The sequence below is a fragment of the Pseudochrobactrum asaccharolyticum genome (assembly GCF_003314995.1).
Classification (GTDB): Bacteria; Pseudomonadota; Alphaproteobacteria; order Rhizobiales; family Rhizobiaceae; genus Pseudochrobactrum; species Pseudochrobactrum asaccharolyticum.
Genome location: NZ_QNRH01000006.1, coordinates 165,607 through 187,193, shown reverse-complemented (window position 1 = coordinate 187,193; position 21,587 = coordinate 165,607). Strand labels below are relative to the sequence as shown.

Below are 21,587 nucleotides of genomic sequence, written 5' to 3'. Positions count from 1 at the left end.
ACGACACTCTGACAGGTCAGTGAAAAATCATAACCGGCAGAGCATTCCTGCCGCTCACAAAGATGATCTTCCACCCGATATGGTTAATAATTGACTACTCTGTGCCGCGCTTATGCGTTTTCGCATAGAGCTTACCGACAATCGTGCTGGCAGTCTTTTCAAACAAAAATGGCAAAATTGCATGGATCATTGCAGCCAATGCGGCTGCAAAAAGCATGAGCGCAAACTTGCCCGCAAAAGCCATATGCTGGAAATAAGTCTCATCCACCGATGCGGGATGGTCAGTAAACAGGCGGGAGATTCTGGTTTGCATAATATTTCCCCGTTATGATTTTTAAAATGCAGTCATCTGCACCTGTCAAAAAGAATAACACCGCTTTTTGTGCACTTTATCTCAAAATATTCTTGATATTGGAATTTTACGGGACAATTATCCCATGATGAGCCAAAATATAGATGAAATTGACCGCCGCATTCTTCAGGAACTGCAGAAAGATGCCACACTCTCTGTTGATGCTCTTTCAGCGCGCATTCATCTGTCGCGTAATTCCTGCTGGCGACGGGTAAAGCGTCTGGAGGATGACGGGATCCTCAAAGCCCGCGTCGCGCTTGTGGATGCTGATAAGCTCGGCCTTGGCCTCACTGTCTTCATGCTGGTGCGCACCAGCAACCACGATCCGAAATGGCTGGAGCAATTCCGTGCAGCTGTCACCTCCCTGACGGAGGTTGTCGGGGTCTATCGGATGAGCGGTGATCTCGATTATATTATACGCGCCCGAATTGAAGATATGAAAGCCTATGACCGGCTTTATCAGAAGCTGATCACCCGCGTACCGCTATCCGATGTCTCGGCTTCTTTTGTAATGGAAGAGATTAAAGACAGTACGGAAATCCCGCTATTTTGAGGTTTTCAGCACTCTAGAGCGTGTTGCGTTTAATCGTACCCACTGCGCTCGCGTCTCAATTCTTTTAAGTGTCGCATGTTCACAAACGCTAAATGAATACATTTGAGCCAGACATGCTCTAGTGATTTTTCAGAATGATGATCTGAACAATTAAATTCCTTTGACGCGGACTGCTCTCTTTCAAAAAGCGTCCCAATATGTTTAGTGCTCATTTTAAATCATATATTGCTGAAAAGGGTTTATCATGACTGCCAATTCCTCTTCATCTTCCCGCCGTCCGAAGCTCGGAATTGTGCGTCTTGAACATGCTGAAGGTCTGGATCTGCCAGCCTATGAAACCTCGGGTTCCGCTGGCATGGATTTACGTGCAGCCGTGCCGGAAGACCGCCAGATCGTTCTGCTGCCGGGTCGTCGTACTCTGGTGCCAACCGGCCTGATTTTTGAACTGGAAGAAGGTTACGAAGCGCAGATCCGTCCACGTTCCGGCCTTGCTTTCAAAAACGGCATTACCTGCCTCAATACACCGGGTACAATCGACAGCGATTACCGCGGTGAGGTCAAAGTGCTGCTGATCAATCTCGGCGATGATGATTTCCGCATTGAGCGCGGCATGCGCATTGCGCAGGCTGTTATCGCGCCGGTGACACAGGTTGAAGTCGAAGAACGCGATCAGGTCAGCGAAACCGTACGCGGTGCCGGTGGCTTTGGTTCAACCGGCCAAAAATAAGCCCTCTGTAAAACAGAATTAAAAAAGCCCCGCATGATGATCATGCGGGGCTTTTTTACATCTTAAAGCGCCGTGTGCCAGACATGGCACACAAAGGTCGCTCTAGCATCAGTCGAATTTAATCGGAACACTAATAGACTTGCGTGCCTCTGCAATAGCCGGTGGCGGTGCAGGAACCGGCGAAGCCTTTTTCACCATTTCCACAACAGCCTGATCCATGACCGGATTACCGGAATTTGCACGGGCTGACAGTACATTGCCTGCCGGATCAATCACAAAGGTCAGATTAACAATACCCTTGTTATTCCGTCCGATAGCGCGCTGGGCAGAGCGCTTCTTACGATTAAGATGCGCATAAAGCTTCGACTGCCATTTAGCAGAGCTGACGCCGGCAGATGCCGAGCTCTGACGATTGGCATTGGCTGCAACACGTGAGGAATTCTGCGCATTGATCTGCGGTGCAGAAGCAGCCTGTGTTTGCTCGGCCTTCTGTGTTTTCTTAGCCTTTTCCTTAGGTTTTGGCTTTTCCTTCGGCTTCTCAGGTTTTGGTTCTTTTTTCTCTACCTTTTTCGGCTTTTCAACCTTCTTCGGCAGAACCACTTCAGGTTTTGGTGCTTCCGGCACTTCCGGTGTCACTTCTTCCACCGGCTCGGCTTCAGCAACTTCCTGCTGTTCCTCAACAGGCTCCTCAGGTGTCACTTCCTCGACCTGCTCAACCGGCTGCTCCGGTTCAACTTCGGCTTCATCAGGATTTTGTGAGGCTTCCGCAGATGGTGCAACAGAATCTTCTTCCACTTCCGGTGCCTGAGCTACCGGATCAAGCTCCATCATAATTGCCGCCGGCGGCTCACCATCCGGCACCAGTTCCGGAACAGACGCATGCAAAGCATAAGCCCCTGCCGCATGCGCCATCAAAACAATCGCACCGGCACCAAGCCAGCGTGTCATGTCTTTCCAGGCACCGCCGGACTGTTCAACAGTCGATCCGTTTTTCATTCCCTTCACCGGCGGGTGATCGATCGGCAATTCCTTCACGTCTCACTCCCCTGCGCTCTGTCCGGCAGGCGGTGCTGTCACAGGCGTGGCAGTGCCGTCCGTTGCGCCAAGTGTTTCGAGACCAACCAGCGCGATTTTCAGATAGCCTGCTTCACGCAGCAGATTCATGACATTCATCAGCTCGCCATAACCGACCATCTTGTCCGCGCGCAGGAAAATGCGGGTCTCTTTATTGCCTTCTGACAAACGATCCAGCGAAACAGCCAAAGCATCGCGGGGCACAGCATCATTGCCAAGGCTGATGCTGAGATCATCTTTCAGGGTCAGATAAACCGGCTTATCAGGACGTGGCTGCGGTGTTGCACTGGCAGCAGGCAGGTCAACATTAATATCAACGGTTGCCAGAGGTGCTGCCACCATGAAGATAATCAGAAGCACCAACATCACGTCGATAAACGGCGTCACGTTGATTTCATGGCTTTCCTGCAGTTCGTCACCGGCATCTTCACGCAAACGGCTGCCCATATCGCTTACTCCGCTGCTTTTGCCACTGGTGCAGACTGCGCCGGATTAACACGGGCTGCTTGTTTCTGCACAATTTCACGGGCTGCACGAATATCCAGATCACGGCTAACCAGACGCTCAACACCAGCGCCGACATCGGCCAGCAGATGACGGTAGGATGTGACCGAACGGGCGAAAATATTATAAATAATAACCGCAGGAATAGCTGCAACCAGACCGATCGCGGTGGCCAGCAGGGCTTCCGCAATACCCGGCGCCACAACGGCCAGATTGGTAGTCTGCGCTTCGGAAATACCAATAAAGGAGTTCATAATTCCCCATACAGTACCGAACAGACCGACAAACGGCGCTACAGAACCGATGGTTGCGAGAATACCGGTGCCTTTAGCAAGACGGCGACCAGCACCGGCTTCAATACGGCTGAGTCGTGATGCAACACGCTCTTTCAGACCTTCACCGCCGACAAAAGCAGCGGCCGATGCGGATTGCGAAACCTCTTCCTGTGCAGCACGAACGAGATGCGCACCAGGGCCACGGGTCTTTTCCAGAGCCTGTACTGCAGACGCCAGATTTTCTGCGTGGGATACTTCTTTCAGGGCGCGACGCGCACGGCTGCGTGCACCGGCAATTTCAAGAGTTTTGGCCAACCACACTGTCCATGTTGCCAGAGAGGCAATGGCCAGACCGATCATCACAGCCTTCACAACCCAGTCCGCGGCCATGAACATACCCCAAGGGGAAAGATCATGCGGGATCTGCAAGCCATTATCCGCAGTGCGTACCGGTGTGGTTGCTTCAGGCTGAGCCGGATTATTGGCCGGTGTGTTCGGTGCAGCAGCACCTGTTGTCTGACCTTCCGGTGCAGTTTGCACCGGTTGTGTAGCCGGAGTTCCCTGCTCGCCTGCGCTCTGGCTCGGTGATGGCTGTACCGGCGCAGTCGCACCGGATGACGGCTGCATTGCAGCCGGTTCAGTAGTAGAAGGTGTTGTTGCAGATGGTGCAACCGGTGCCGGTGTAGCAACGGCCGGTGTTTCCTGCTGGGCTTGCGGGGCGGATTGCTGCGGTTGCGCTTCCTGTGCCATAGCCGGTACTGCAGAACTCAGCATATTCCCGCCCGCCAGACAGGCCGTGAGAACAAATACTGACAATCCTGCCTTGAATGATGTTGCTGCCTTGGACACCGTCTTAACCACCGCTTAGACCTCACTGCATTTCATTATCAGGGACAGTCCGGCCTTTAAGATTCTCAGCTTATGCAGGACAAGCCTGCTCCGCGCTTACACGGTTTTACTGAAACAATCCGGCAACTGCCTTTTCAGTACCTGCAATACAACCATCAAACATGACGCCGCAAGTCATGTTTTATAAAAACCCGTCATTCTGCTGTTATTTGCCCCAAATCGGGAACTTATTCACTAAAACAAAGGAATTATTTTATACGAAAAAACATTTTCCTGTGCCGGTAAGCTGCTTTTTCCGATCCGCAGCTTTGGTGAGTCGCTGTCGCAGATAAGATTATAGCCGCAATCGCCAATCCATAACATGACAATTATATACAGGTTTGCATATCCGGCTCTGTATCGTCAAATATTAAGATCGCGCCAAGGAACAATCATATAGCTGTCGCATTAAAGCCGTATATGGTGGTGCATACCATTATAGACTTCTGACAATGTCATAATGATTACGGAGACAGTAGATGATGCACAAAGATATGCAGACCATTGAAGCTGCCGCCCGCACTGCAATGGCAGGTTCTTTTGAACCGGAACGGCAGGAAACCGCAGTTTTACGCACCGGTTTTTATGTGACCGCCGCATGCCTGTTTATTGCGGCTCTCATTTTGATGATTGCCTGACACTCTATTTCTCACAACTCTCCCATTTAGCGGCAGTCTGCGCTTAGCGTGCGGGCTGCTGTTTTATTATGCTCTGAATTTTGCATCACAAAAACGCAATTAACCCTGATTGCCGATTATAGTCTTGGCGGGCAACTGTTTTCCGGAAGCCCTCTGGCAATGAAACCGTGGAACCATTAGCTTAAAGCTACGTTATATTCTTGAATTCAAACGAAACCCGATAATTTGCTCATTCCATTTACCGGAGGCATCAATGGCTCGTGAAACTAAAATCGTAAATGACGTTCAGGACGAAAGCACTGCAGAATTGCAGGCGCAGATTGCCCAGCTTAAAGAAGATATTGCTGCGATTGCCGCCACACTGACAGATATGGGATCACGTAAGATCAATCAGGTCAGACAAGACGCATCCGATGCCTATAATGATGCTTATGAACAGGGCGAAGATGCTTTGAACTCACTCAAAAGCAGCGCCTGCTCGGTTGAACAGCAGGTTACAGATTATGTGCAGGAGCGTCCGGTGACATCGCTCGCACTGGCTGCAGCCTTCGGCTATCTCGTCGCTGCTCTGACACGGCGCTAACATGCTGAAACTCTTCACACCGGTTATCTCAGCTATTATCGGCAGCGAAGTGCAAGCGGCAACACAGCGCGCCAAGCGCAGCGCCATACTTTATACGATTATGGCGGTTGCCCTGCTCACAGGCACATTCTTCCTGTTAATGGCATTGTTTTTCGCACTGATGATGCATTTCGGCCTGATTATCGCGGCACTAATCATTACTGCCGGTTGTGTGGTACTGGCCATCCTTGCCTTTATCATCAACCGCGTCATGGATAATGCAGAAAAGCGCCGGCTTGAAGAGCGACGCGCTGCCATCGACACGAATGCGGCTCTGACAGCCGCTGCCGTTGCAGCTGTGCCGACACTGCTTAAAAAGCCGCTTCTGACTTTAGCATTGCCGGTTGCCGGATTGCTTGCAGTCAGCCTGCTGTCAAAGGATAAAAAAACCGATAGCCCCCCGAAGAAGGATCAGGGCAGCTAAACACTGCCCGCCTCCCCTCCGCAGAGTTCAGCTCAGCCACAACCCTAAGGAGACCATCAATGACCAGCTCAACAAAAGCTCAGCTTGACGACATCCTCAAAAATACGTCTCAGACCAGGCAAGACAAAATCGATGCGCTTATGAAACTTCAGGAAGACGCGCGTGATATTCAGCGTGCGGCGACTGAAGGCGGCATGGATCCCGATGACGGGCTGAATAAAGATTTGCGAGAAATCGAGCTTGCTCTGGAAAAGCTCGGCGCCAGCTCTGACGATACCGGCGCGGCTACGCTATAAGACCAGAGCGTATCGCGTTTAATCGTACCCACTGCGCTCGCGTCTCAAATTTTTTAATTGTCGCATTATCCCGGGTTGTCCAAGTTGATCCAACTTGACTGTGAAACGCTCTAAAACACCGCGCAGATATTTCTGCGCGGTGTTTTTTTCAGAGATCTTTAAGCATCTGCCCCACATCTTCCGGCATCAGCACCTTCAGTGCAGCCGGATGGATTTGTATTTCCAGAGTAGCGGGCAAAGGCAGCAATTCCCCGTCAACAGACATATATTGATGTGTTTTATGCGTCACAGTTTTTAGCTGCACAGAACGGGCATGATCTTCCGCGATCGCGAGATTACTGCGCCACTTGCCGCGCAGAATATCCCAGAACAACCGGATCATTCCGCTCACCGGCAAGGGCTTCGCCAGATAAAACCCCAGCCGCCCTGTCTGTACATCCGGTGCAACCGGCAAAACGCCGTCGCCATAGGGGTTATTGGAAATCGCCAGAGCGGAATACACGCCTTTGATTGTGCGGCCGTCAATAACGGCCTCCGTCTTTACGCGGGGCACATGCCTGATCAATTGCACCATAGCGCGAAAATTCGCCCAGATTTTACCGAAGCGGGAAGAATAATTATATTTCTCGCGAATACGGATAAGCAGCGGATGCAAGCCAATCGCCACCTGATGCACAAAGACCTGTCCGTTACAGGTACCGATATCAACCGCCTGAACAGTGGCACGTACCAAAGCGTGAATACTGACACTGATATTTTGCGGCATATTCAGGGAGCGTGCGAACAGGTTCATTGTCCCTGCGGGCAAGACGCCTAATATTTTATCATTGTGCCATGCCAGTGCAGCTGCTGCAGAGATTGTACCATCACCGCCACCGGCCAGCAAAACATCATAATCAGGGTTTTGCGCGGCCGCTTCGAGAACGCTAAGAATATGCTCCCCGTCGGTGACGTCGCAGTGTAACTCATGACCCTCTGCGGTGAATGCAGCTTTCGCATCTGCGATAAACGCCGCGATATCCAGCGTGCGCAAAGTACCGCTTTCACCATTCAGCACTGCGATTATCTTCAAATAGTCTGAACTCCGCTTAAAAAGAGCGCATTGTCACTTGTGATGACGCTTCGTCCGGCCCGTAATCAGAATTGCCTTTAATATCGAGTAGTTCCTGCAAGCGGACACGCGCACGGCTGACACGGCTTTTGATTGTGCCGACAGCGCACTCACAAATTTCTGCCGCTTCCTCATAGGAAAAGCCGGAAGCGCCGATCAGAATAATGGCTTCACGCTGATCATCCGGCAGCTCATTCAAAGCTTTGCGGAAATCTTGCAAGTCCAGCGAACCATATTGAGACGGATGCACTGCCAGACGCTCTGTATAAAAACCGTCAGAATCCTGTATCTCACGGCCGCGCTTGCGCATCTGACTGTAAAATTCATTACGCAAAATCGTAAACAGCCAGGCTTTGATATTGGTGCCCATCTCAAAGCTGTCACGTTTGCCCCAGGCTTTCATAATCGTATCCTGCACCAGATCATCAGCTTTATCCTGCTGACCTGACAGCGACACGGCAAAGGCTCGCAGGCCCGGTAAGGCTGCAAGCATCAGCCGCTTGAATTCGTCTCTCTCCTCCGCCATTCCTCTTAATTCCTTGAATGAGAAGCAGATTTACGTTCGGCCTGATCAAGTTTCTCCAAAAGATCAAGAAAACGGTCAGGAATCGTCTCGTCCTGAATACTGGAATAAAGCGCACGGAGTTTTGTACCGATCTCCGAATTTGCGCCCAGTTCATCCCCCTTATTTGAACTGCCCGAATGCTGGCTGTTTTGCGCGTAATCCTCGCGCGAAAATGAGGTCATAGCGTTATCTTGGTCCTGAAGCGTTTTGTTCTTATTGGTCATCTCAGTCGTATTCCGGTTATTGCCCTGACTTTCACAGGGGCTCAGATCAAAGCATTTTTACGGTTTCCGAAATTCAGCCGATTGAGATGCCATATCCAAGTCATAATGCAGGGGTGAATAAATAGTTCCCAAACGCAGGAACAATTTTTATAGTCAGCCGTTAGAACCATAAACAGGCAGTCTGCTGACTGCCGATATAAATGGAGCATTCAATGTCATTGTCTACGCGTATTGCACCGCATCTGCCTTACCTCCGCCGTTTCTCACGTGCCGTTACCGGCTCACAATCAGCAGGAGATGCATATGTTGCAGCAATCCTTGAAGCGCTTATTGATGACATTTCAGTCTTTCCGGACAGTTCATCTGATAAGATAGCGCTCTACCGGCTTTATTCCAGTATTTTCGACCGCACGACCATTGAAATACCGGATCATGGCCAGCAACACCCATGGGAAAAGCGCGCATCGCAAAATCTGGCTATGCTGACACCACGTTCACGTCAGGCTTTCCTTCTGGTTTCTGTCGAAGGCTTCAACGATAAAGAAGCCGCAGAAATCCTGCAGGAAGATGAAGCAGGCTTCTCTGCCCTGCTCTCGGAAGCCTCCGAGCAGATTTCCCGCCATGTCGCCACCCGCATTATGATTATTGAAGATGAACCACTGATCGCCATGGATATTGAGCAGATGGTGGAAACACTGGGGCATGAGGTTGTCGGCATTGCCCGCACGCATCAGGAAGCTCTGACGCTTTATAATGCAGAAAAACCGGCCATGGTTTTGGCGGATATTCAGCTCGCAGACGGTAGCTCCGGTATTGATGCGGTCAATGATATCCTGAAAACCGATGCTATTCCGGTGATCTTTATCACGGCATTTCCGGAGCGTCTGCTCACAGGCGAAAGATCAGAACCGACTTTCCTCGTCACCAAACCGTTCAATCCGGACATGGTCAAGGCTCTGATCAGTCAGGCGCTGTTTTTTGAGGAAAGTGCACCCGCGCACGCATAAAAAGATCGCCATAAATGCGCAATGACAGGAACTAAACGCGCCACGATACGTTTCTATAACATGCAATAACCTGAATATATCCGGTTTTGTTTCCACAAAACACAATCTGAAAATGAGGAGGTTATCATGTTGTATTATGCAGTTGTCTTTCTGATCGTGGCCATTATCGCCGGTGCGCTCGGTTTCGGCGGAATTGCCGGTGCATCGGCTGGTATTGCGCAAATCCTGTTCTATATCTTCCTTGGCTTGCTGCTCTTGTCGTTGATCGCCGGTTTCATCAGGAAAGCATAAATGAGACACATTCAACTTAATAAGCCAATCGGGACGCCGGCGCTGCGTCCCGTGTCTGTCTTCTGGCATGCCTCAACAATTAGCAATTCAAGCCAGATCTGAAGTACAGAAAGTCTATCTTATGGCTCACACATCTCCCGTGTCAGGATATAGCAGCACCGGCCAAATCCGCTTACGCTCCCTGTTGCGAGCCATCCGGAACAGCAATGTTTCTGTTTTTTACCAAACCCCAAATCTGATTTACAGTTGGGCAGAGAACCTGCCTGATTTCTGGCATTTGCCATGGCGCCCCGACATCAGCGAAAATGAGCTGATGCCGAAAGACATTGCCAGCCAATTGATCACCGCCAAAAACCAACTGCTTGCGACAGGTGATGCCCAGCGGCTGGAACTGTCTTTTCCCGATAAGAAAAACCCGCGTTGGTATGAATTCTTTATCGATGGCGACAGGGATGAAGAAGGTAACATCATCGGCGTGGTCACGACCGCTGTCGAAATCAGCGAGCTGAAACACCGTGAGCAGGTTTTAAAAATTCTGTTGCGGGAAGTCAGCCACCGCTCCAAAAATCTGCTGGCTATCATTCAAAGCATCGCCATGCAAACAGCCCGTTTTTCCGGCTCTGTTGACCAGTTTTTGCAAAAATTTCGCGGACGTCTTCATTCGCTCTCACATTCTCAAGATCTGGTCACCGATTCAAACTGGCATGGTGCCGCCTTTCGCGACTTGCTGTTTTCCCAATTAGAGAAATATATTCACCCGAAAGATCCGCGTCTCACTATCACCGGTCAGGATGCCTATCTGTTTCCGGGTGCAGCCTTGCATGTCGGGCTTGCTTTCCATGAGCTGATCGTCAATTCCGCCTCCTATGGAGCACTCGCCTGCGAACATGGCAGGCTGACTATCGCTGCGGAACTGGAGCCTGATGGTGAAGGCGAGATGGATCTGATCATCCACTGGAAAGAGCAAACCTGCCCGCCGGACAGTACAGACCATCCGCCGGATATTCCGGCATTGCACAAGCCGCAACCTGATACATCCCGCTTCGGCAGCGCTGTTTTGCTGCGCATTGTTCCGCAGGCGGTCAGCGGCACTGCCCATTATTCAATTAAATCAGACAGCGTGGAATATTATCTGCGTATACCGCACCGGAATTTCGATTTTTAAAACATTTTTAAAGCGCTTGTTCTGACGCGCTCAATAAACTCAGCCATTCAGACAAAAAAATAGCGCGCTCCGAAAACTGAATTCCTGAAGCGCGCAGACCGTGGGATTAGGGGGCATACCCGCGGTGCGTGAAAGGCTGAACTGTGAGGGGGCAGATTGTTAGCCTTTCACAATCACTACAACGCCCGTCATTTGAAATGGTTTCACACAAAACCAAATTATTTAAAAATAAATTCTGATATATTAATTCTATTGCTTTTTAATTTTACGGCCATAGAGCTCAAAGCGGTGATGAATGATTTCATACCCCAGCGAGCGGGCGATTTCTTCTTGCAATTTCTCAATCATTTCAGAGTGAAACTCGATCACATCACCGGTTTCCATATCAATCAGGTGATCATGATGCTGATTACCGGCCTGCTCGAAACGGGACGGGCCACCGTCAAAAGCATGGCGATGAATAGCGCCCTGCTCTTCCAGCAATTTCATTGTCCGATAGACGGTCGATAATGAAATACTGCTATCAACCTCAACTGCACGACGGAAAATTTCCAGAGCATCCGGATGCCCTTCCGTCTGAGACAGGATATCGAGAATGACACGTCTGGGACGCGTAATCCGCACACCCGCATCACGAAGCTGTTTTTCATAATCATTTTTCATTATTAAAATCCCCATAGAACCGGCTTTGTGCCTGAAGCACAAAGACCAGTCGCAAACGTGGGTGAAACACGCCGGTACATATTACGCGTTTAAATGGTCTCATTTAACACCCGCAAATATGCGACCACTTAAGAATTCAGAGCATTTCAATATCAATTGAATGCACCTTGGCAAAACTTCTGACACAGGTCAAACCGCAGTCCGACTTAAAGAATCTTTGTGCCTGCAATTTATAAATGATTAGCGGACAGGCAAAGCCCCGTTCCGGCCAGACTGAAACTCTGTCAGCGTTTATCCAGCACTAATATGCTATAAACAAACAAAAGCTCCGCACCGGCTGTCACCGGAGCGGAGCTTTTAAATTGAGCCTAGTGCTATTCCAGATTGCCGAGGCGCATACGTCCGACAAAACGGGACTGGCGATAATCATAAATCATGATTTCAGTACCGCCATCCGGCAGTAAAGTTTCCAGCGACACGAGATTGCCGGACAGGCTCTGCGACAGAAGACGTGTACCCGGTGCCAGTTCCAGCTGAGATTCAACCATTGGCGGCAGCTCTGCAGCCTTATCCTCTGTATTCTGAGCATCTTTCTTAGCGGTCTGTCCCGGAATATCAGATTGAGCTGTTTCACTTTCTGCTGTATCGGGAGCCTGATTGATTTTATAGACGACGGCGCTCAGCACCGCGATAAGACCTATCACCATAATGCCAATTGATATAATCAGCAGTCGAATCATTTTACGGCGCACACGTTCCATAGCCGGATCGAGCGGTGGCTCCTGATAAGCTTGTGCAGCATATTGTTGCTGCTCCGGGTGCTCTTGATAATAATGATCCTGCATTAAGGTCTCCGATTACTGATATCGCGAGGCGTGATAACGAAGGGAAGAGACGATTGAAAGAGCTAATTGCCGACGCAGATGCCGCAGGAAAGCGGCTGGATCAGTGGCTTGCTTCTCAACTCACGCCTGATCTTTCACGAAATCGCATCCAATCACTCATAAGTGCCGGCCATGTACTGGTAGACAACCGGACTGTGAGCGAGCCTAAGCACAAATTGCGCGAAGGTTCAACGATTGCGCTACACATTCCCGAAGCCGAACCAGCTGATCCACAGCCGGAAGATATTCCGCTTGATCTCCTTTATGAAGATAATGACATAATTGTGGTCAACAAGCCTGCCGGACTGGTTGTTCATCCGGGAAATGGCAACTGGACTGGAACTTTGGTTAACGCTTTAATACACCATTGCGGTGACAGCCTGTCCGGTATCGGCGGCGTTAAGCGTCCGGGCATTGTCCATCGTCTGGATAAAGACACCTCCGGCGTGCTGGTTATTGCCAAACATGACAAGGCACACCAGAACCTGAGCGCACAATTCGCCGACCACGGCCGTACCGGTGCACTTGAGCGCGCCTATCTGGCTCTGGTTTGGGGCATGCCGGAGCGTCCCGCAGGTACGATTGATGCCCATCTGGGTCGCTCGCATCGGGATCGCACCAAACAAGCAGTGGTACGTGAAGACCGCGAAGATGCCCGTTATGCAATCACGCATTATACGCTTGAAGAACGCTTTGGCGAAAACAGCGACGCGACAGCACTTGCGTCACTGGTTGAGTGCCGTCTGGAAACCGGACGCACCCATCAGATCCGTGTTCATATGGCGCATATCGGCCACCCGCTGATCGGCGACAATGATTATGGCGGTGCCTATAAAACCAAAGCCAACCGCCTGACAGATGAGCTGAAAACAACCGTGCAGAATTTTCAGCGGCAGGCACTCCATGCCCGTTTGCTGGCCTTTGAGCATCCGATGACCGGTGAATTTATGGAATTTACCGCAGAGATGCCAGAAGATATGCAGAATCTGGTTGAGGCATTCCGCAACGGCGGGCTGAAGGACTAGAGCCAAATTGCAAGCCTGCTGACAGCATAGCACTTCATTAAATTACTGTAATAATCGGGAGCGGAGCACATCCTTCTCCCGATTATTTTTTATTCCTGTTACTTTTCATATAATATTATATTTATTTTTCAATAAGTTAACAAAATAGGCGTTCATTATTATAATTATGTAGTCATTCTGATAAAATTCTCGTGTTTTGTCACTTTGACCGTGTTTTCGCCTAAATTCTTCCTATATACTCACTTTATGCGACGAACTGTCTGAAATGGTTATCATACAGACGCGGGTTCGCCTCAATGGGAACCTGTCACAAAAAGGAGGGTGCTTTATGGCCCGTGCAACTTTACCAGCTATCACCGCAGGTGATGGTGGTCTGACACGATATCTCGATGAAATCCGCCGTTTCCCGATGCTTCAGCCTCAGGAAGAATATATGCTTGCCAAACGCTATAGCGAGCATGCTGATCCGGAAGCAGCACATAAACTTGTTACCAGCCACCTGCGTCTTGTGGCTAAAATTGCTATGGGCTATCGCGGCTACGGCCTGCCGATCGGGGAAGTTATCTCTGAGGGCAATGTCGGCCTGATGCAGGCAGTCAAGCGCTTTGAGCCAGAGCGCGGTTTCCGTCTTGCGACCTATGCAATGTGGTGGATCAAAGCCTCGATTCAGGAATATGTCCTGCGGTCGTGGAGCCTTGTTAAAATGGGCACCACCGCCAACCAGAAACGTCTGTTCTTTAACCTGCGTAAGGCCAAAAACAAGATTCAGGCACTGGATGACGGTGATCTGCGCCCTGAACAGGTCAAAGAAATCGCGACCCGCCTGCGCGTCTCGGAAGAAGAAGTCGTGTCCATGAACCGCCGTATGAGCGGCGATGCTTCGCTCAACGCACCGATCCGTGCATCGGAAGGTGAAAGCGGCGAATGGCAGGACTGGCTGGTTGATGACAGTGCATCACAGGAACAGGTGCTGATCGACGAGGATGAACTCAACAGCCGTCGCAGTATGCTTGAAAATGCAATGTCACAGCTCAATGACCGTGAGCGCCGCATTTTCGAAGCCCGCCGCTTAAGCGAAGAGCCGATTACACTCGAAGACCTGTCCACGGAATTCGGCATCAGCCGTGAGCGTGTACGCCAGATCGAAGTCCGTGCTTTTGAAAAGGTTCAGGAGGCTGTTATGGCCTCTGCACAGGCTGCATAAACAATCCGGTAATCCGATAGAAAAAACCGCCCCGCACATCATGCACAGGGCGGTTTTTTATTGAAATCCAGGTAGGATTAATTCGCTGCCGGTGCGGAACTACCCCAGGACTTGAGCACTTCATCAAAGACCTTATCGCCCGGCACACCTTTTTCGATGCTCAGCAAAGCGCGGCGACCATTACGATAGGTGATCGGAATATCAATCCATTGCTGACGGCGCATCAGTGTCAGGTTCATATCAACTGCTGTACGCGCATCATTCAGCGCTACGAGGAAGAAGTTATCCGCGATTTTCATCGGGATCGCTGCCAGCGGATTACCCGCAGACTGCTCAGAATCCTTGAAAGTGACACGCTGAACATTCTCAATCACACCGCCGTCGAAATCTTCCGGCACGGTATAAATCATCTCGATCAGATGGCTTGCAGGGATCGACTGATCAGCATTACGACGCATGGTCATACGCAGATTGATCTTCTTATCCGGGAAGTTCACATCGGCACGAATGGCTGGTTCATCAGGCACACCGTCGCCCGGTGAATCCTGCACGACAGACCAGACAACATTGCCCTTGATCGCAGCCGAAGTTTCACCACCGCGCTGTTCTTCATAGAAGAAAGCCTGCTGGCCAACAGGAACTGCCTGCCCCTGTGTCGTTACCGCGCCGGTATTTGCACCATTGGCAGCAGGCGCTGTGCCTGTGACCGGTGCATTGGAAGTCCCCTCACCGATTGTCGGTTTATCTCCGGAAGAACCTTCGTCCACTTCACTGCCATCCGGCAGCAAGCGTTGGGTCAGCTTCTGCTCACCTTCAGGTTTAGGATCGGCCGCAGGTGCAGTTGCATTACCGCCGTCATTTGTCGTTGCCGGTGGTGTTGTAGTCGCCGGTGTGTTCGTTGACGGGTTTGTTGCATCCGGCGCAGTTTCACCTTCGCCGGTATCTTCACCCTCATCAGTACCTTCACCGCTATCCGTAGAGCCACTGGTCAGTGAGGATACATAATCCTTGATCTGATCCTGATAAGTCCAGCCCGCATAACCGGCACCGCCAAGCAGCAGCACTGCAATGAGACCGGCAATCAGACCTTTTGAGCGGCCACGGCGCGGCTCTTCATCATAATCATGATTTTTGTAAGAAGCGCGCTCGTCAAATTCTGCACCTTCTGTGCGTTCATTCTGCCACTCATCCTGAGAGCCGCCATGCAGCGTCTCATCATAGGATGTCTCTGGCAAAACAGAAGACTGTTCGTTCTGTTCTTCAACAACGCCTGCTTCCTGCACGGCCTTGAGAAAATCTTCAAGCGGATCAGCAACCTGCTCCGGCTTGGCAGCCTCTTCGGCAGCGCGTTCGGCTGCACGATACTCAGCTTCGGTTTCTTCGATGGCTGCTTCAAGAATCTGGCGCTGGCGTTGTGCCACCTGCTCCGGCGCACTGGCAGCCGCAAGCTTTTGCTCGATCGTGGAACGGGCCTTCGCATAGACACGCTGACGAAGCGCCTGATCAGGATTTTCCTGAGCATCAATTGTCTTTTTCAGTACCGCTGCAAAATCTGCCATACTCTTCCAAATCCGTTACTGGCGACTGAATCTGCCTCTCCGAGCGCTAAGGTACAGCGCCATATCAGCCTATTCATGAGAAAATCAGATGAAATCTGAATGTTTTATTAAACATAACTCTTTACGAATGCAAAGTTTACTGTGGAATTCAACACCTTACAGACGGTCACAAACGATAAAATACCGTTAAAAAGTCCCGCATCACCCTGAAAACGTCCCCGCTCCAAGATGGAGCAGTCTGCCTTAGCAATCAAGAGGCTGTGAACGCAAAAAAGGCGGGATCGAAATCCCGCCTTCTAAAATCATGCTTATTCAGCTGGTTTTAGTCCTGAAACGGATCGGTTACCAGAATAGTATCGTCACGCTCAGGGCTGGTGGAGAGCATGGAAACCGGTGTGCCGATCAGCTCTTCAATATAACGAACATATTTCACAGCTTGTGCAGGCAGTTCGTTCCATGAACGGGCACCGGCAGTGGTATCTTTCCAGCCTTCCAGTGTTTCATAGATCGGCTTGACGCGTGCCTGTGCATCCATCGAGGCCGGCAGATAATCAATACGCTTGCCGTCCAGCTCATAGGCCACGCAAACTTTGATTTCGTCCAGACCATCAAGAACGTCCAGCTTGGTCAGAGCAATACCGGTAATACCGGAAGTACGCACAGTCTGCTTTACCAGAACCGCATCGAACCAGCCGCAACGGCGTGAACGACCGGTGTTAACACCAACTTCACGACCAACAGTCGAGAGATGTTCACCGATTGCATCATCCAGTTCGCAAGGGAACGGGCCTTCACCAACACGGGTGGTGTAAGCTTTGGTAATACCGAGCACATAACCGATTGCTGTCGGGCCAAGACCCGAACCGGCTGCGGCCTGACCGGCAACAGTGTTGGACGAAGTAACAAACGGATATGTACCGTGGTCGTTATCGAGCAGCGCGCCCTGCGCACCTTCGAACAGAATACGGGCACCGGCTTTGCGCTTGTCATCAAGAATTTTCCAGACCTGATCCACATAAGGCAGGATCTTGTCGGCAACTTCTGTCAATTCATTATGGATGCTGTCGACGGAAATCTCAGCAAGGCCCATACCGCGACGCAGCGCATTGTGATGGGTCAGCAGGCGTTCGATTTTCGGACGCAGGCTTTCCGGCTCAGCCAGATCGATCACACGGATGGCACGACGACCAACCTTATCTTCATAAGCAGGGCCGATACCGCGCTTCGTGGTGCCGATTTTCAGACCGGCAGAACCATCTTCACGGATCGCATCCAGCTCACGGTGCAGAGACAGGATCAGAGGAGCATTTTCAGCAATGCGCAGAACTTCAGGGGTAACTTCAACACCCTGAGCGCGCAGCTTTTCAACTTCTGTCACGAAATGATGCGGATCGACGACAACGCCATTACCGATTACGGAAAGTTTGCCGCGTACGAGGCCTGAAGGGAGCAGCGCAAGCTTATAGCTCACACCATCAATCACCAGAGTATGACCGGCATTGTGGCCGCCCTGATAACGCACGATAACATCCGCGCGCTCCGACAACCAGTCAACGATCTTACCTTTACCTTCGTCGCCCCATTGCGAGCCGACGACGATCACATTAGCCATGAAGAAAACTCCTCAGTACAGAATGTACAGTGTGTTTGGAATTTGAATCGAGCCTGTGACACATGCCGCTTTAGGCCCGCTCTTTCTAAAACGCGTGCTTATGCAAGCCCGTATTTTTTACAGAACGTGAGCTTCTATACAGCGTCACAACAAAAAGTGCGACTCCCGATTGCCGGAAATCGCACCTCATCCTGTAAAAACTGGCTTATTTTACCAGATTACGCATCATAAACCGCGCATCTTCCGAATAGCTGAGCAGTTTTTCGCGCAATTGCGGCACATCCTGCACGGAGAATCCCTGTTTTTCCCAATAAGGCTGCGATCCGTTCACCGCGACGAGCGACAGTGAGTCGAAACCATGCGCCTGCGCAGTCGCCACCAAAATGGAAACAAGTTTGCGAGCAGCACCAAAAGCACGCGCTTGCGGCAGCAGTGCTACGTCATGCATATAGAAACTATCAGCGGCTTCCGGTGCCTTTTGTAACAGCGTGTTCAGTGCCGGTGCGGAAAACCGCATCCACGGATGGCTGAAACTATAGCCGAGCAATTGTTTGTTGCCCTGCAACACAAATGCGCCTGCTGCAAACACTTCCAGACGATCTTTATAAATGGCTGCATCTTCCGGAAAATCCGGATGCACCACACAACTCATATCATAGACTTCCGCCAGATCTGACGGCTGCATCAAACGCCAGTCGGCGCTCAACGGTATTGTATTCTCAGACATATTCATTGCCTTTATACACTGGCGGCATACCACATTGATATTCCGTCCGTTGATAAAGTACATCCCGAAAAGCACAACACTTTCCGGGATGCATATTTAATTTAGATAAGCAGACGCTGCGACGTAATCAATCCGCAGCGACATCAAAAACCAGCGGGCGGGCCTGCACAATGGCTTCATTGGCGCGCAGCACATCCAGAACAGCATCCGGAATACGCTCATCAAGATAGAGCAGCGCAATCGCATCGCCGCCCATCCGCTCACGACCGAGCGAGAAGTTCGCAATATTCACGCCATGCTGGCCGCAAACCGTACCCAACCAGCCGATCATGCCCGGCGTGTCATTATTGGTGGTGTAAAGCATGTGCTGACCAACTTCCGCATCCAGATTAATACCCTTGATCTGGATGAAGCGCGGCTTGCCATCGGAGAAGCAGGTACCGGCAATCGAGCGGGTACGGGTCGTGGTGCGCACAGTGATCTTGATATAGCCGTCGAAAACGCCGGATTTATCACGCTTCACTTCCGAGACGATAATACCGCGTTCTTTCACCATAACCGGTGCCGATACCATATTCACATCGGAGACCTGCGGACGGATCAGACCGGCAAGCGCAGCGCTCATCAATGCGCGGGTATTCATGGCAGCGGTGGAGCCGTCAAACAGGATTTCAACTTCCTGAATAGGTTCATCCGTCACCTGACCGATAAAGGCACCAAGCACTTCAGCCAGTTTCACAAACGGCTTGAGGCGCGGCGCTTCTTCCGCAGTGATCGACGGCATGTTGATCGCATTGGTAACAGCGCCTTTGATCAGATAGTCAGCCATCTGCTCGGCAACCTGAATGGCAACATTTTCCTGTGCTTCCGAAGTCGATGCACCCAGATGCGGAGTGCAAACCACATTCGGCAAGTCGAACAATTCAGATTCAGTTGCTGGCTCAACTTCAAACACGTCGATACCGGCACCGGCAACTTTGCCGGATTTCAGTGCCGCAACCAGATCTTTCTCAACGATCAAACTACCACGAGCGCAATTGATGATGCGCACACCGTCTTTCATCTTGGCAAGATTTTCCGCGTTGATGATGTTGCGGGTCTTATCAGTCATCGGCGTATGCAGGCTGATGAAATCTGCACGAGCCAGCAGATCGTCGAGTTCGACTTTCTCAACACCCAGTTCTTCGGCACGGCCTTCCGAGAGGAACGGGTCAAAGGCCACAACATTCATCTTGAGGCCGATAGCGCGGGTCGCAACAATCGAACCGATATTACCGCAACCGATCACACCGAGTGTCTTGCCGGTAATTTCCACACCCATGAAGCGGTTCTTTTCCCACTTACCGGCGCGGGTTGACTGGTCAGCCTCCGGCAGCTGGCGGGCAACTGCAAACATCAGAGCAATGGCGTGTTCCGCAGTGGTGATCGAATTACCGAAAGGCGTATTCATAACAATGATACCGCGGCGCGAAGCAGCCGGAATATCCACATTGTCCACACCGATACCGGCGCGACCAATCACTTTCAGATTGGTTGCAGCAGCAATCAGTTTTTCAGTCGCTTTGGTTGCCGAGCGGATCGCCAGACCATCATACTGACCGATCAGCTCGAGCAGTTTTTCTTTGTCTTTACCGAGATCCGGCAGATAATCCACCTCAACGCCGCGATCTTTGAAGATCTGCACTGCGGTTGGTGACAATTTATCCGAAACGAGAACGCGAGGTGCCATAACGGCCTCCGTAATTGTGTGATAGCAGAATATAAGGGTGGTGTGCCGCAACCGTCCCAACACAGTTGCAGCTGATATTAAAGATTTTCATAGCCTTTCGGCCGTATAGGTGATCTTAGGAAAGCTGCGCTTTTTGCGTCTGGAAAGCCCAGTCGAGCCATGGCAGCAATGCCTGCAAGTCTGATGCCTCTACGGTTGCACCGGTCCAGATACGCAGCCCCGACGGAGCATCACGATAGGCACCGATATCAAAGGCAACGCCTTCTTTTTCCAGCAGAGCCACAATCGCTTTCGCAAAAGCAGCCTGTGCATCCGCCGGCAAAGCTGCAACCTGTGCATCTTTGATCGACAAGCAAACAGAGGTATTAGAGCGGGTTTCCGGCACCACGGCCAGATTGGCAAGCCAGTCACTCTTTTCAACGAAATCGTTAAGCACAGCAAAGTTGTTATTCGCACGTGCCATCAAGCCCTGAAGACCACCGATTGACTGCGCCCAGTTCAACGCATCCAGATAATCCTCAACACAGAGCATTGAAGGTGTATTGATAGTTTCGCCGGTGAAGATACCTTCAATCAGCTTGCCGCCTTTGGTCATGCGGAAGATTTTCGGCAGCGGCCATGCAGGCTTATAGCTTTCAAGGCGTTCAACTGCGCGCGGCGAAAGGATCAGCATACCATGCGCACCCTCGCCGCCGAGCACCTTCTGCCATGAGAAAGTAACGACATCGAGTTTGCTGTAATCCATATCCTGCGCAAAAGCAGAAGACGTTGCATCGCAAATGGTCAGCCCCTTGCGATCTACTGGTATAAAATCTGCATTCGGCACACGAACGCCGGATGTGGTGCCGTTCCATGTGAAAATCACATCACGGTCAAAATCCACCTGAGCGAAATCAACGATTTCACCATAAGGCGCATCAAATGTGCGGACATCTTTGAGCTGAAGCTGTTTTACAACATCGGTGACCCAACCGGCACCGAAGCTCTCCCACGCGACCATATCAACGCCGCGCTCACCAAGCATGGACCACAAAGCCATTTCAACGGCACCGGTATCCGATGCCGGCACAATGCCGATGCGGTAATCTGCTGGAACCTGAAGAATTTCACGGGTCAGGTCAATTGCTTGTTTAAGCTTTGTCTTGCCGAGTTTAGCGCGGTGCGACCGTCCGAGCGGTGCATCTGACAGCGCTTCCAATGTCCAGCCTGGACGCTTGGTGCAAGGACCTGAAGAAAATTGTGCATTAGCCGGACGGATGTCTGGCTTTGGAAAAATCGTCATTTTGTATCTACCCTTTCAGATAGCACGCTTCCCGTTGGGGAGAAGTGGCCCACTGACGAAGCTATATAAAAGCCTGGCTGCACGCAAGTGGGTCAGAAACAAAACCGCCACAGAATTTATCATCTGCGACAAAATTACATCATGAGTATCAATCTTGACATTTAATTAGGTGCCATACTATATGTT

At 50.9% G+C, this 21,587-nt stretch carries 25 protein-coding genes; 11 read left to right on the top strand and 14 right to left on the bottom strand.

Translation table 11 applies throughout. The features are described 5' to 3' along the window. Positions 1-94: 94 nt before the first annotated feature. Positions 95-313 (bottom strand): DUF6356 family protein, encoded by a 219-nt coding sequence (locus DFR47_RS15855; protein ID WP_113945376.1) that lies wholly within the window; start codon positions 311-313, stop codon positions 95-97. Positions 314-440: 127 nt separating this feature from the next. Between DFR47_RS15855 and DFR47_RS15850 the strand changes: the two genes are divergently transcribed. After that, positions 441-905 carry an Lrp/AsnC family transcriptional regulator gene (locus DFR47_RS15850; RefSeq protein ID WP_113945426.1) on the top strand — a complete coding sequence of 155 codons (465 nt, stop codon included), beginning with the start codon at positions 441-443 and terminating at the stop codon, positions 903-905. Positions 906-1,149: 244 nt separating this feature from the next. After that, on the top strand, positions 1,150-1,632 hold the full coding sequence (dut, locus tag DFR47_RS15845) for a dUTP diphosphatase (RefSeq protein ID WP_113945375.1): 483 nt from the start codon (positions 1,150-1,152) through the stop codon (positions 1,630-1,632). A gap of 108 nt (positions 1,633-1,740) precedes the next feature. Here dut and DFR47_RS15840 read toward each other — a convergent pair whose 3' ends face one another. Genes DFR47_RS15840 through exbB form a run of 3 tightly spaced genes read right to left on the bottom strand, consistent with a single transcriptional unit; the run spans position 1,741 to position 4,259 of the window. Further along, positions 1,741-2,628: an energy transducer TonB gene (locus tag DFR47_RS15840; RefSeq protein WP_374788405.1), complete on the bottom strand. Its 888-nt coding sequence runs from the start codon at positions 2,626-2,628 to the stop codon at positions 1,741-1,743. A 42-nt stretch (positions 2,629-2,670) separates the two neighbouring features. After that, complete coding sequence (exbD, locus tag DFR47_RS15835) at positions 2,671-3,153, bottom strand: TonB system transport protein ExbD (RefSeq protein WP_113945373.1); 483 nt, start codon at positions 3,151-3,153, stop codon at positions 2,671-2,673. Positions 3,154-3,158: 5 nt separating this feature from the next. Beyond that, on the bottom strand, positions 3,159-4,259 hold the full coding sequence (gene exbB / locus DFR47_RS15830; RefSeq protein WP_113945425.1) for a tonB-system energizer ExbB: 1,101 nt from the start codon (positions 4,257-4,259) through the stop codon (positions 3,159-3,161). A 593-nt stretch (positions 4,260-4,852) separates the two neighbouring features. Here exbB and DFR47_RS21815 point away from each other — a divergent pair. The 4 genes from DFR47_RS21815 (at position 4,853) to DFR47_RS15815 (ending at position 6,353) form a co-directional block, all read left to right on the top strand. Beyond that, entirely contained in the window at positions 4,853-5,011 is a 159-nt protein-coding gene (locus DFR47_RS21815) for a hypothetical protein (RefSeq protein WP_170137517.1), read from the top strand. A gap of 253 nt (positions 5,012-5,264) precedes the next feature. After that, positions 5,265-5,594: an ElaB/YgaM/YqjD family protein gene (locus tag DFR47_RS15825; RefSeq protein ID WP_113945372.1), complete on the top strand. Its 330-nt coding sequence runs from the start codon at positions 5,265-5,267 to the stop codon at positions 5,592-5,594. 1 nt (position 5,595) lies between these two features. Beyond that, positions 5,596-6,057: a phage holin family protein gene (locus DFR47_RS15820; protein ID WP_113945371.1), complete on the top strand. Its 462-nt coding sequence runs from the start codon at positions 5,596-5,598 to the stop codon at positions 6,055-6,057. 59 nt (positions 6,058-6,116) lie between these two features. Further along, on the top strand, positions 6,117-6,353 hold the full coding sequence (locus DFR47_RS15815) for an ANIS5 family metal-binding protein (RefSeq protein ID WP_113945370.1): 237 nt from the start codon (positions 6,117-6,119) through the stop codon (positions 6,351-6,353). A gap of 148 nt (positions 6,354-6,501) precedes the next feature. Here the strand turns inward: DFR47_RS15815 and DFR47_RS15810 are convergent, their stop codons facing one another. Genes DFR47_RS15810 through DFR47_RS22280 form a run of 3 tightly spaced genes read right to left on the bottom strand, consistent with a single transcriptional unit; the run spans position 6,502 to position 8,253 of the window. Then, positions 6,502-7,425 carry a diacylglycerol/lipid kinase family protein gene (locus DFR47_RS15810; RefSeq protein WP_113945369.1) on the bottom strand — a complete coding sequence of 308 codons (924 nt, stop codon included), beginning with the start codon at positions 7,423-7,425 and terminating at the stop codon, positions 6,502-6,504. Between the two features lie 16 nt (positions 7,426-7,441). Further along, complete coding sequence (locus DFR47_RS15805) at positions 7,442-7,990, bottom strand: RNA polymerase sigma factor (RefSeq protein ID WP_113945368.1); 549 nt, start codon at positions 7,988-7,990, stop codon at positions 7,442-7,444. Positions 7,991-7,995: 5 nt separating this feature from the next. After that, positions 7,996-8,253: a NepR family anti-sigma factor gene (locus DFR47_RS22280; RefSeq protein ID WP_342633977.1), complete on the bottom strand. Its 258-nt coding sequence runs from the start codon at positions 8,251-8,253 to the stop codon at positions 7,996-7,998. Between the two features lie 212 nt (positions 8,254-8,465). On the opposite strand from DFR47_RS22280, the gene DFR47_RS15795 reads away from it, so the two are divergent. From DFR47_RS15795 to DFR47_RS15785, 3 genes are all read left to right on the top strand, one after another. After that, positions 8,466-9,260: a response regulator gene (locus DFR47_RS15795; RefSeq protein WP_113945423.1), complete on the top strand. Its 795-nt coding sequence runs from the start codon at positions 8,466-8,468 to the stop codon at positions 9,258-9,260. A 126-nt stretch (positions 9,261-9,386) separates the two neighbouring features. Beyond that, positions 9,387-9,551 carry a DUF1328 domain-containing protein gene (locus tag DFR47_RS15790; RefSeq protein ID WP_113945367.1) on the top strand — a complete coding sequence of 55 codons (165 nt, stop codon included), beginning with the start codon at positions 9,387-9,389 and terminating at the stop codon, positions 9,549-9,551. 121 nt (positions 9,552-9,672) lie between these two features. After that, the gene (locus DFR47_RS15785; protein WP_113945366.1) at positions 9,673-10,716 is read left to right on the top strand and encodes a sensor histidine kinase; all 1,044 of its coding nucleotides are present in this window, start codon (positions 9,673-9,675) and stop codon (positions 10,714-10,716) included. 249 nt (positions 10,717-10,965) lie between these two features. On the opposite strand, the gene DFR47_RS15780 is transcribed toward DFR47_RS15785, so the two are convergent. Together DFR47_RS15780 and DFR47_RS15775 are read right to left on the bottom strand one after the other, a co-directional pair. Continuing rightward, positions 10,966-11,394, bottom strand: coding sequence for a Fur family transcriptional regulator (locus DFR47_RS15780; protein WP_113945365.1), 429 nt, complete (start codon positions 11,392-11,394; stop codon positions 10,966-10,968). Between the two features lie 359 nt (positions 11,395-11,753). Further along, entirely contained in the window at positions 11,754-12,224 is a 471-nt protein-coding gene (locus tag DFR47_RS15775) for a hypothetical protein (RefSeq protein ID WP_113945364.1), read from the bottom strand. Between the two features lie 53 nt (positions 12,225-12,277). Between DFR47_RS15775 and DFR47_RS15770 the strand changes: the two genes are divergently transcribed. Together DFR47_RS15770 and rpoH are read left to right on the top strand one after the other, a co-directional pair. After that, a complete protein-coding gene (locus DFR47_RS15770) occupies positions 12,278-13,288 on the top strand; it encodes an RluA family pseudouridine synthase (protein WP_113945363.1) in 1,011 nt (336 codons plus the stop codon). Positions 13,289-13,616: 328 nt separating this feature from the next. Next, positions 13,617-14,492 carry an RNA polymerase sigma factor RpoH gene (gene rpoH / locus DFR47_RS15765; RefSeq protein WP_113945362.1) on the top strand — a complete coding sequence of 292 codons (876 nt, stop codon included), beginning with the start codon at positions 13,617-13,619 and terminating at the stop codon, positions 14,490-14,492. Positions 14,493-14,569: 77 nt separating this feature from the next. Here the strand turns inward: rpoH and DFR47_RS15760 are convergent, their stop codons facing one another. The 5 genes from DFR47_RS15760 to DFR47_RS15740 all read right to left on the bottom strand — a co-directional run bounded on the left by DFR47_RS15760 (position 14,570) and on the right by DFR47_RS15740 (position 21,401). Then, positions 14,570-16,051, bottom strand: a complete 1,482-nt coding sequence (locus DFR47_RS15760) for a transcriptional regulator (RefSeq protein WP_113945361.1) — start codon at positions 16,049-16,051, stop codon at positions 14,570-14,572. 322 nt (positions 16,052-16,373) lie between these two features. After that, complete coding sequence (locus tag DFR47_RS15755; RefSeq protein ID WP_022710549.1) at positions 16,374-17,663, bottom strand: adenylosuccinate synthase; 1,290 nt, start codon at positions 17,661-17,663, stop codon at positions 16,374-16,376. A gap of 205 nt (positions 17,664-17,868) precedes the next feature. After that, a complete protein-coding gene (locus tag DFR47_RS15750; protein ID WP_170137516.1) occupies positions 17,869-18,390 on the bottom strand; it encodes a GNAT family N-acetyltransferase in 522 nt (173 codons plus the stop codon). A gap of 127 nt (positions 18,391-18,517) precedes the next feature. Next, complete coding sequence (gene serA, locus DFR47_RS15745) at positions 18,518-20,119, bottom strand: phosphoglycerate dehydrogenase (RefSeq protein ID WP_113945359.1); 1,602 nt, start codon at positions 20,117-20,119, stop codon at positions 18,518-18,520. Between the two features lie 115 nt (positions 20,120-20,234). Beyond that, positions 20,235-21,401, bottom strand: a complete 1,167-nt coding sequence (locus DFR47_RS15740; protein WP_113945358.1) for a phosphoserine transaminase — start codon at positions 21,399-21,401, stop codon at positions 20,235-20,237. Positions 21,402-21,587: the final 186 nt, after the last annotated feature.

What these genes read in the sequence shown, in the direction of transcription:
- DFR47_RS15755 (WP_022710549.1), bottom strand. Translation starts at nt 17,663, where the DNA reads ATGGCTAATGTGATCGTCGTCGGCTCGCAATGGGGCGACGAAGGTAAA.
- DFR47_RS15820 (WP_113945371.1), top strand. Translation starts at nt 5,596, where the DNA reads ATGCTGAAACTCTTCACACCGGTTATCTCAGCTATTATCGGCAGCGAA.
- DFR47_RS15775 (WP_113945364.1), bottom strand. Translation starts at nt 12,224, where the DNA reads ATGCAGGATCATTATTATCAAGAGCACCCGGAGCAGCAACAATATGCT.
- serA (WP_113945359.1), bottom strand. Translation starts at nt 20,119, where the DNA reads ATGGCACCTCGCGTTCTCGTTTCGGATAAATTGTCACCAACCGCAGTG.
- DFR47_RS21815 (WP_170137517.1), top strand. Translation starts at nt 4,853, where the DNA reads ATGATGCACAAAGATATGCAGACCATTGAAGCTGCCGCCCGCACTGCA.
- DFR47_RS15740 (WP_113945358.1), bottom strand. Translation starts at nt 21,401, where the DNA reads ATGACGATTTTTCCAAAGCCAGACATCCGTCCGGCTAATGCACAATTT.
- DFR47_RS15840 (WP_374788405.1), bottom strand. Translation starts at nt 2,628, where the DNA reads ATGAAAAACGGATCGACTGTTGAACAGTCCGGCGGTGCCTGGAAAGAC.
- DFR47_RS15815 (WP_113945370.1), top strand. Translation starts at nt 6,117, where the DNA reads ATGACCAGCTCAACAAAAGCTCAGCTTGACGACATCCTCAAAAATACG.
- DFR47_RS15790 (WP_113945367.1), top strand. Translation starts at nt 9,387, where the DNA reads ATGTTGTATTATGCAGTTGTCTTTCTGATCGTGGCCATTATCGCCGGT.
- DFR47_RS15760 (WP_113945361.1), bottom strand. Translation starts at nt 16,051, where the DNA reads ATGGCAGATTTTGCAGCGGTACTGAAAAAGACAATTGATGCTCAGGAA.
- exbB (WP_113945425.1), bottom strand. Translation starts at nt 4,259, where the DNA reads ATGCTGAGTTCTGCAGTACCGGCTATGGCACAGGAAGCGCAACCGCAG.
- DFR47_RS15825 (WP_113945372.1), top strand. Translation starts at nt 5,265, where the DNA reads ATGGCTCGTGAAACTAAAATCGTAAATGACGTTCAGGACGAAAGCACT.
- rpoH (WP_113945362.1), top strand. Translation starts at nt 13,617, where the DNA reads ATGGCCCGTGCAACTTTACCAGCTATCACCGCAGGTGATGGTGGTCTG.
- DFR47_RS15780 (WP_113945365.1), bottom strand. Translation starts at nt 11,394, where the DNA reads ATGGGGATTTTAATAATGAAAAATGATTATGAAAAACAGCTTCGTGAT.
- DFR47_RS15785 (WP_113945366.1), top strand. Translation starts at nt 9,673, where the DNA reads ATGGCTCACACATCTCCCGTGTCAGGATATAGCAGCACCGGCCAAATC.
- DFR47_RS22280 (WP_342633977.1), bottom strand. Translation starts at nt 8,253, where the DNA reads ATGACCAATAAGAACAAAACGCTTCAGGACCAAGATAACGCTATGACC.
- dut (WP_113945375.1), top strand. Translation starts at nt 1,150, where the DNA reads ATGACTGCCAATTCCTCTTCATCTTCCCGCCGTCCGAAGCTCGGAATT.
- DFR47_RS15850 (WP_113945426.1), top strand. Translation starts at nt 441, where the DNA reads ATGAGCCAAAATATAGATGAAATTGACCGCCGCATTCTTCAGGAACTG.
- exbD (WP_113945373.1), bottom strand. Translation starts at nt 3,153, where the DNA reads ATGGGCAGCCGTTTGCGTGAAGATGCCGGTGACGAACTGCAGGAAAGC.
- DFR47_RS15750 (WP_170137516.1), bottom strand. Translation starts at nt 18,390, where the DNA reads ATGTCTGAGAATACAATACCGTTGAGCGCCGACTGGCGTTTGATGCAG.
- DFR47_RS15805 (WP_113945368.1), bottom strand. Translation starts at nt 7,990, where the DNA reads ATGGCGGAGGAGAGAGACGAATTCAAGCGGCTGATGCTTGCAGCCTTA.
- DFR47_RS15795 (WP_113945423.1), top strand. Translation starts at nt 8,466, where the DNA reads ATGTCATTGTCTACGCGTATTGCACCGCATCTGCCTTACCTCCGCCGT.
- DFR47_RS15855 (WP_113945376.1), bottom strand. Translation starts at nt 313, where the DNA reads ATGCAAACCAGAATCTCCCGCCTGTTTACTGACCATCCCGCATCGGTG.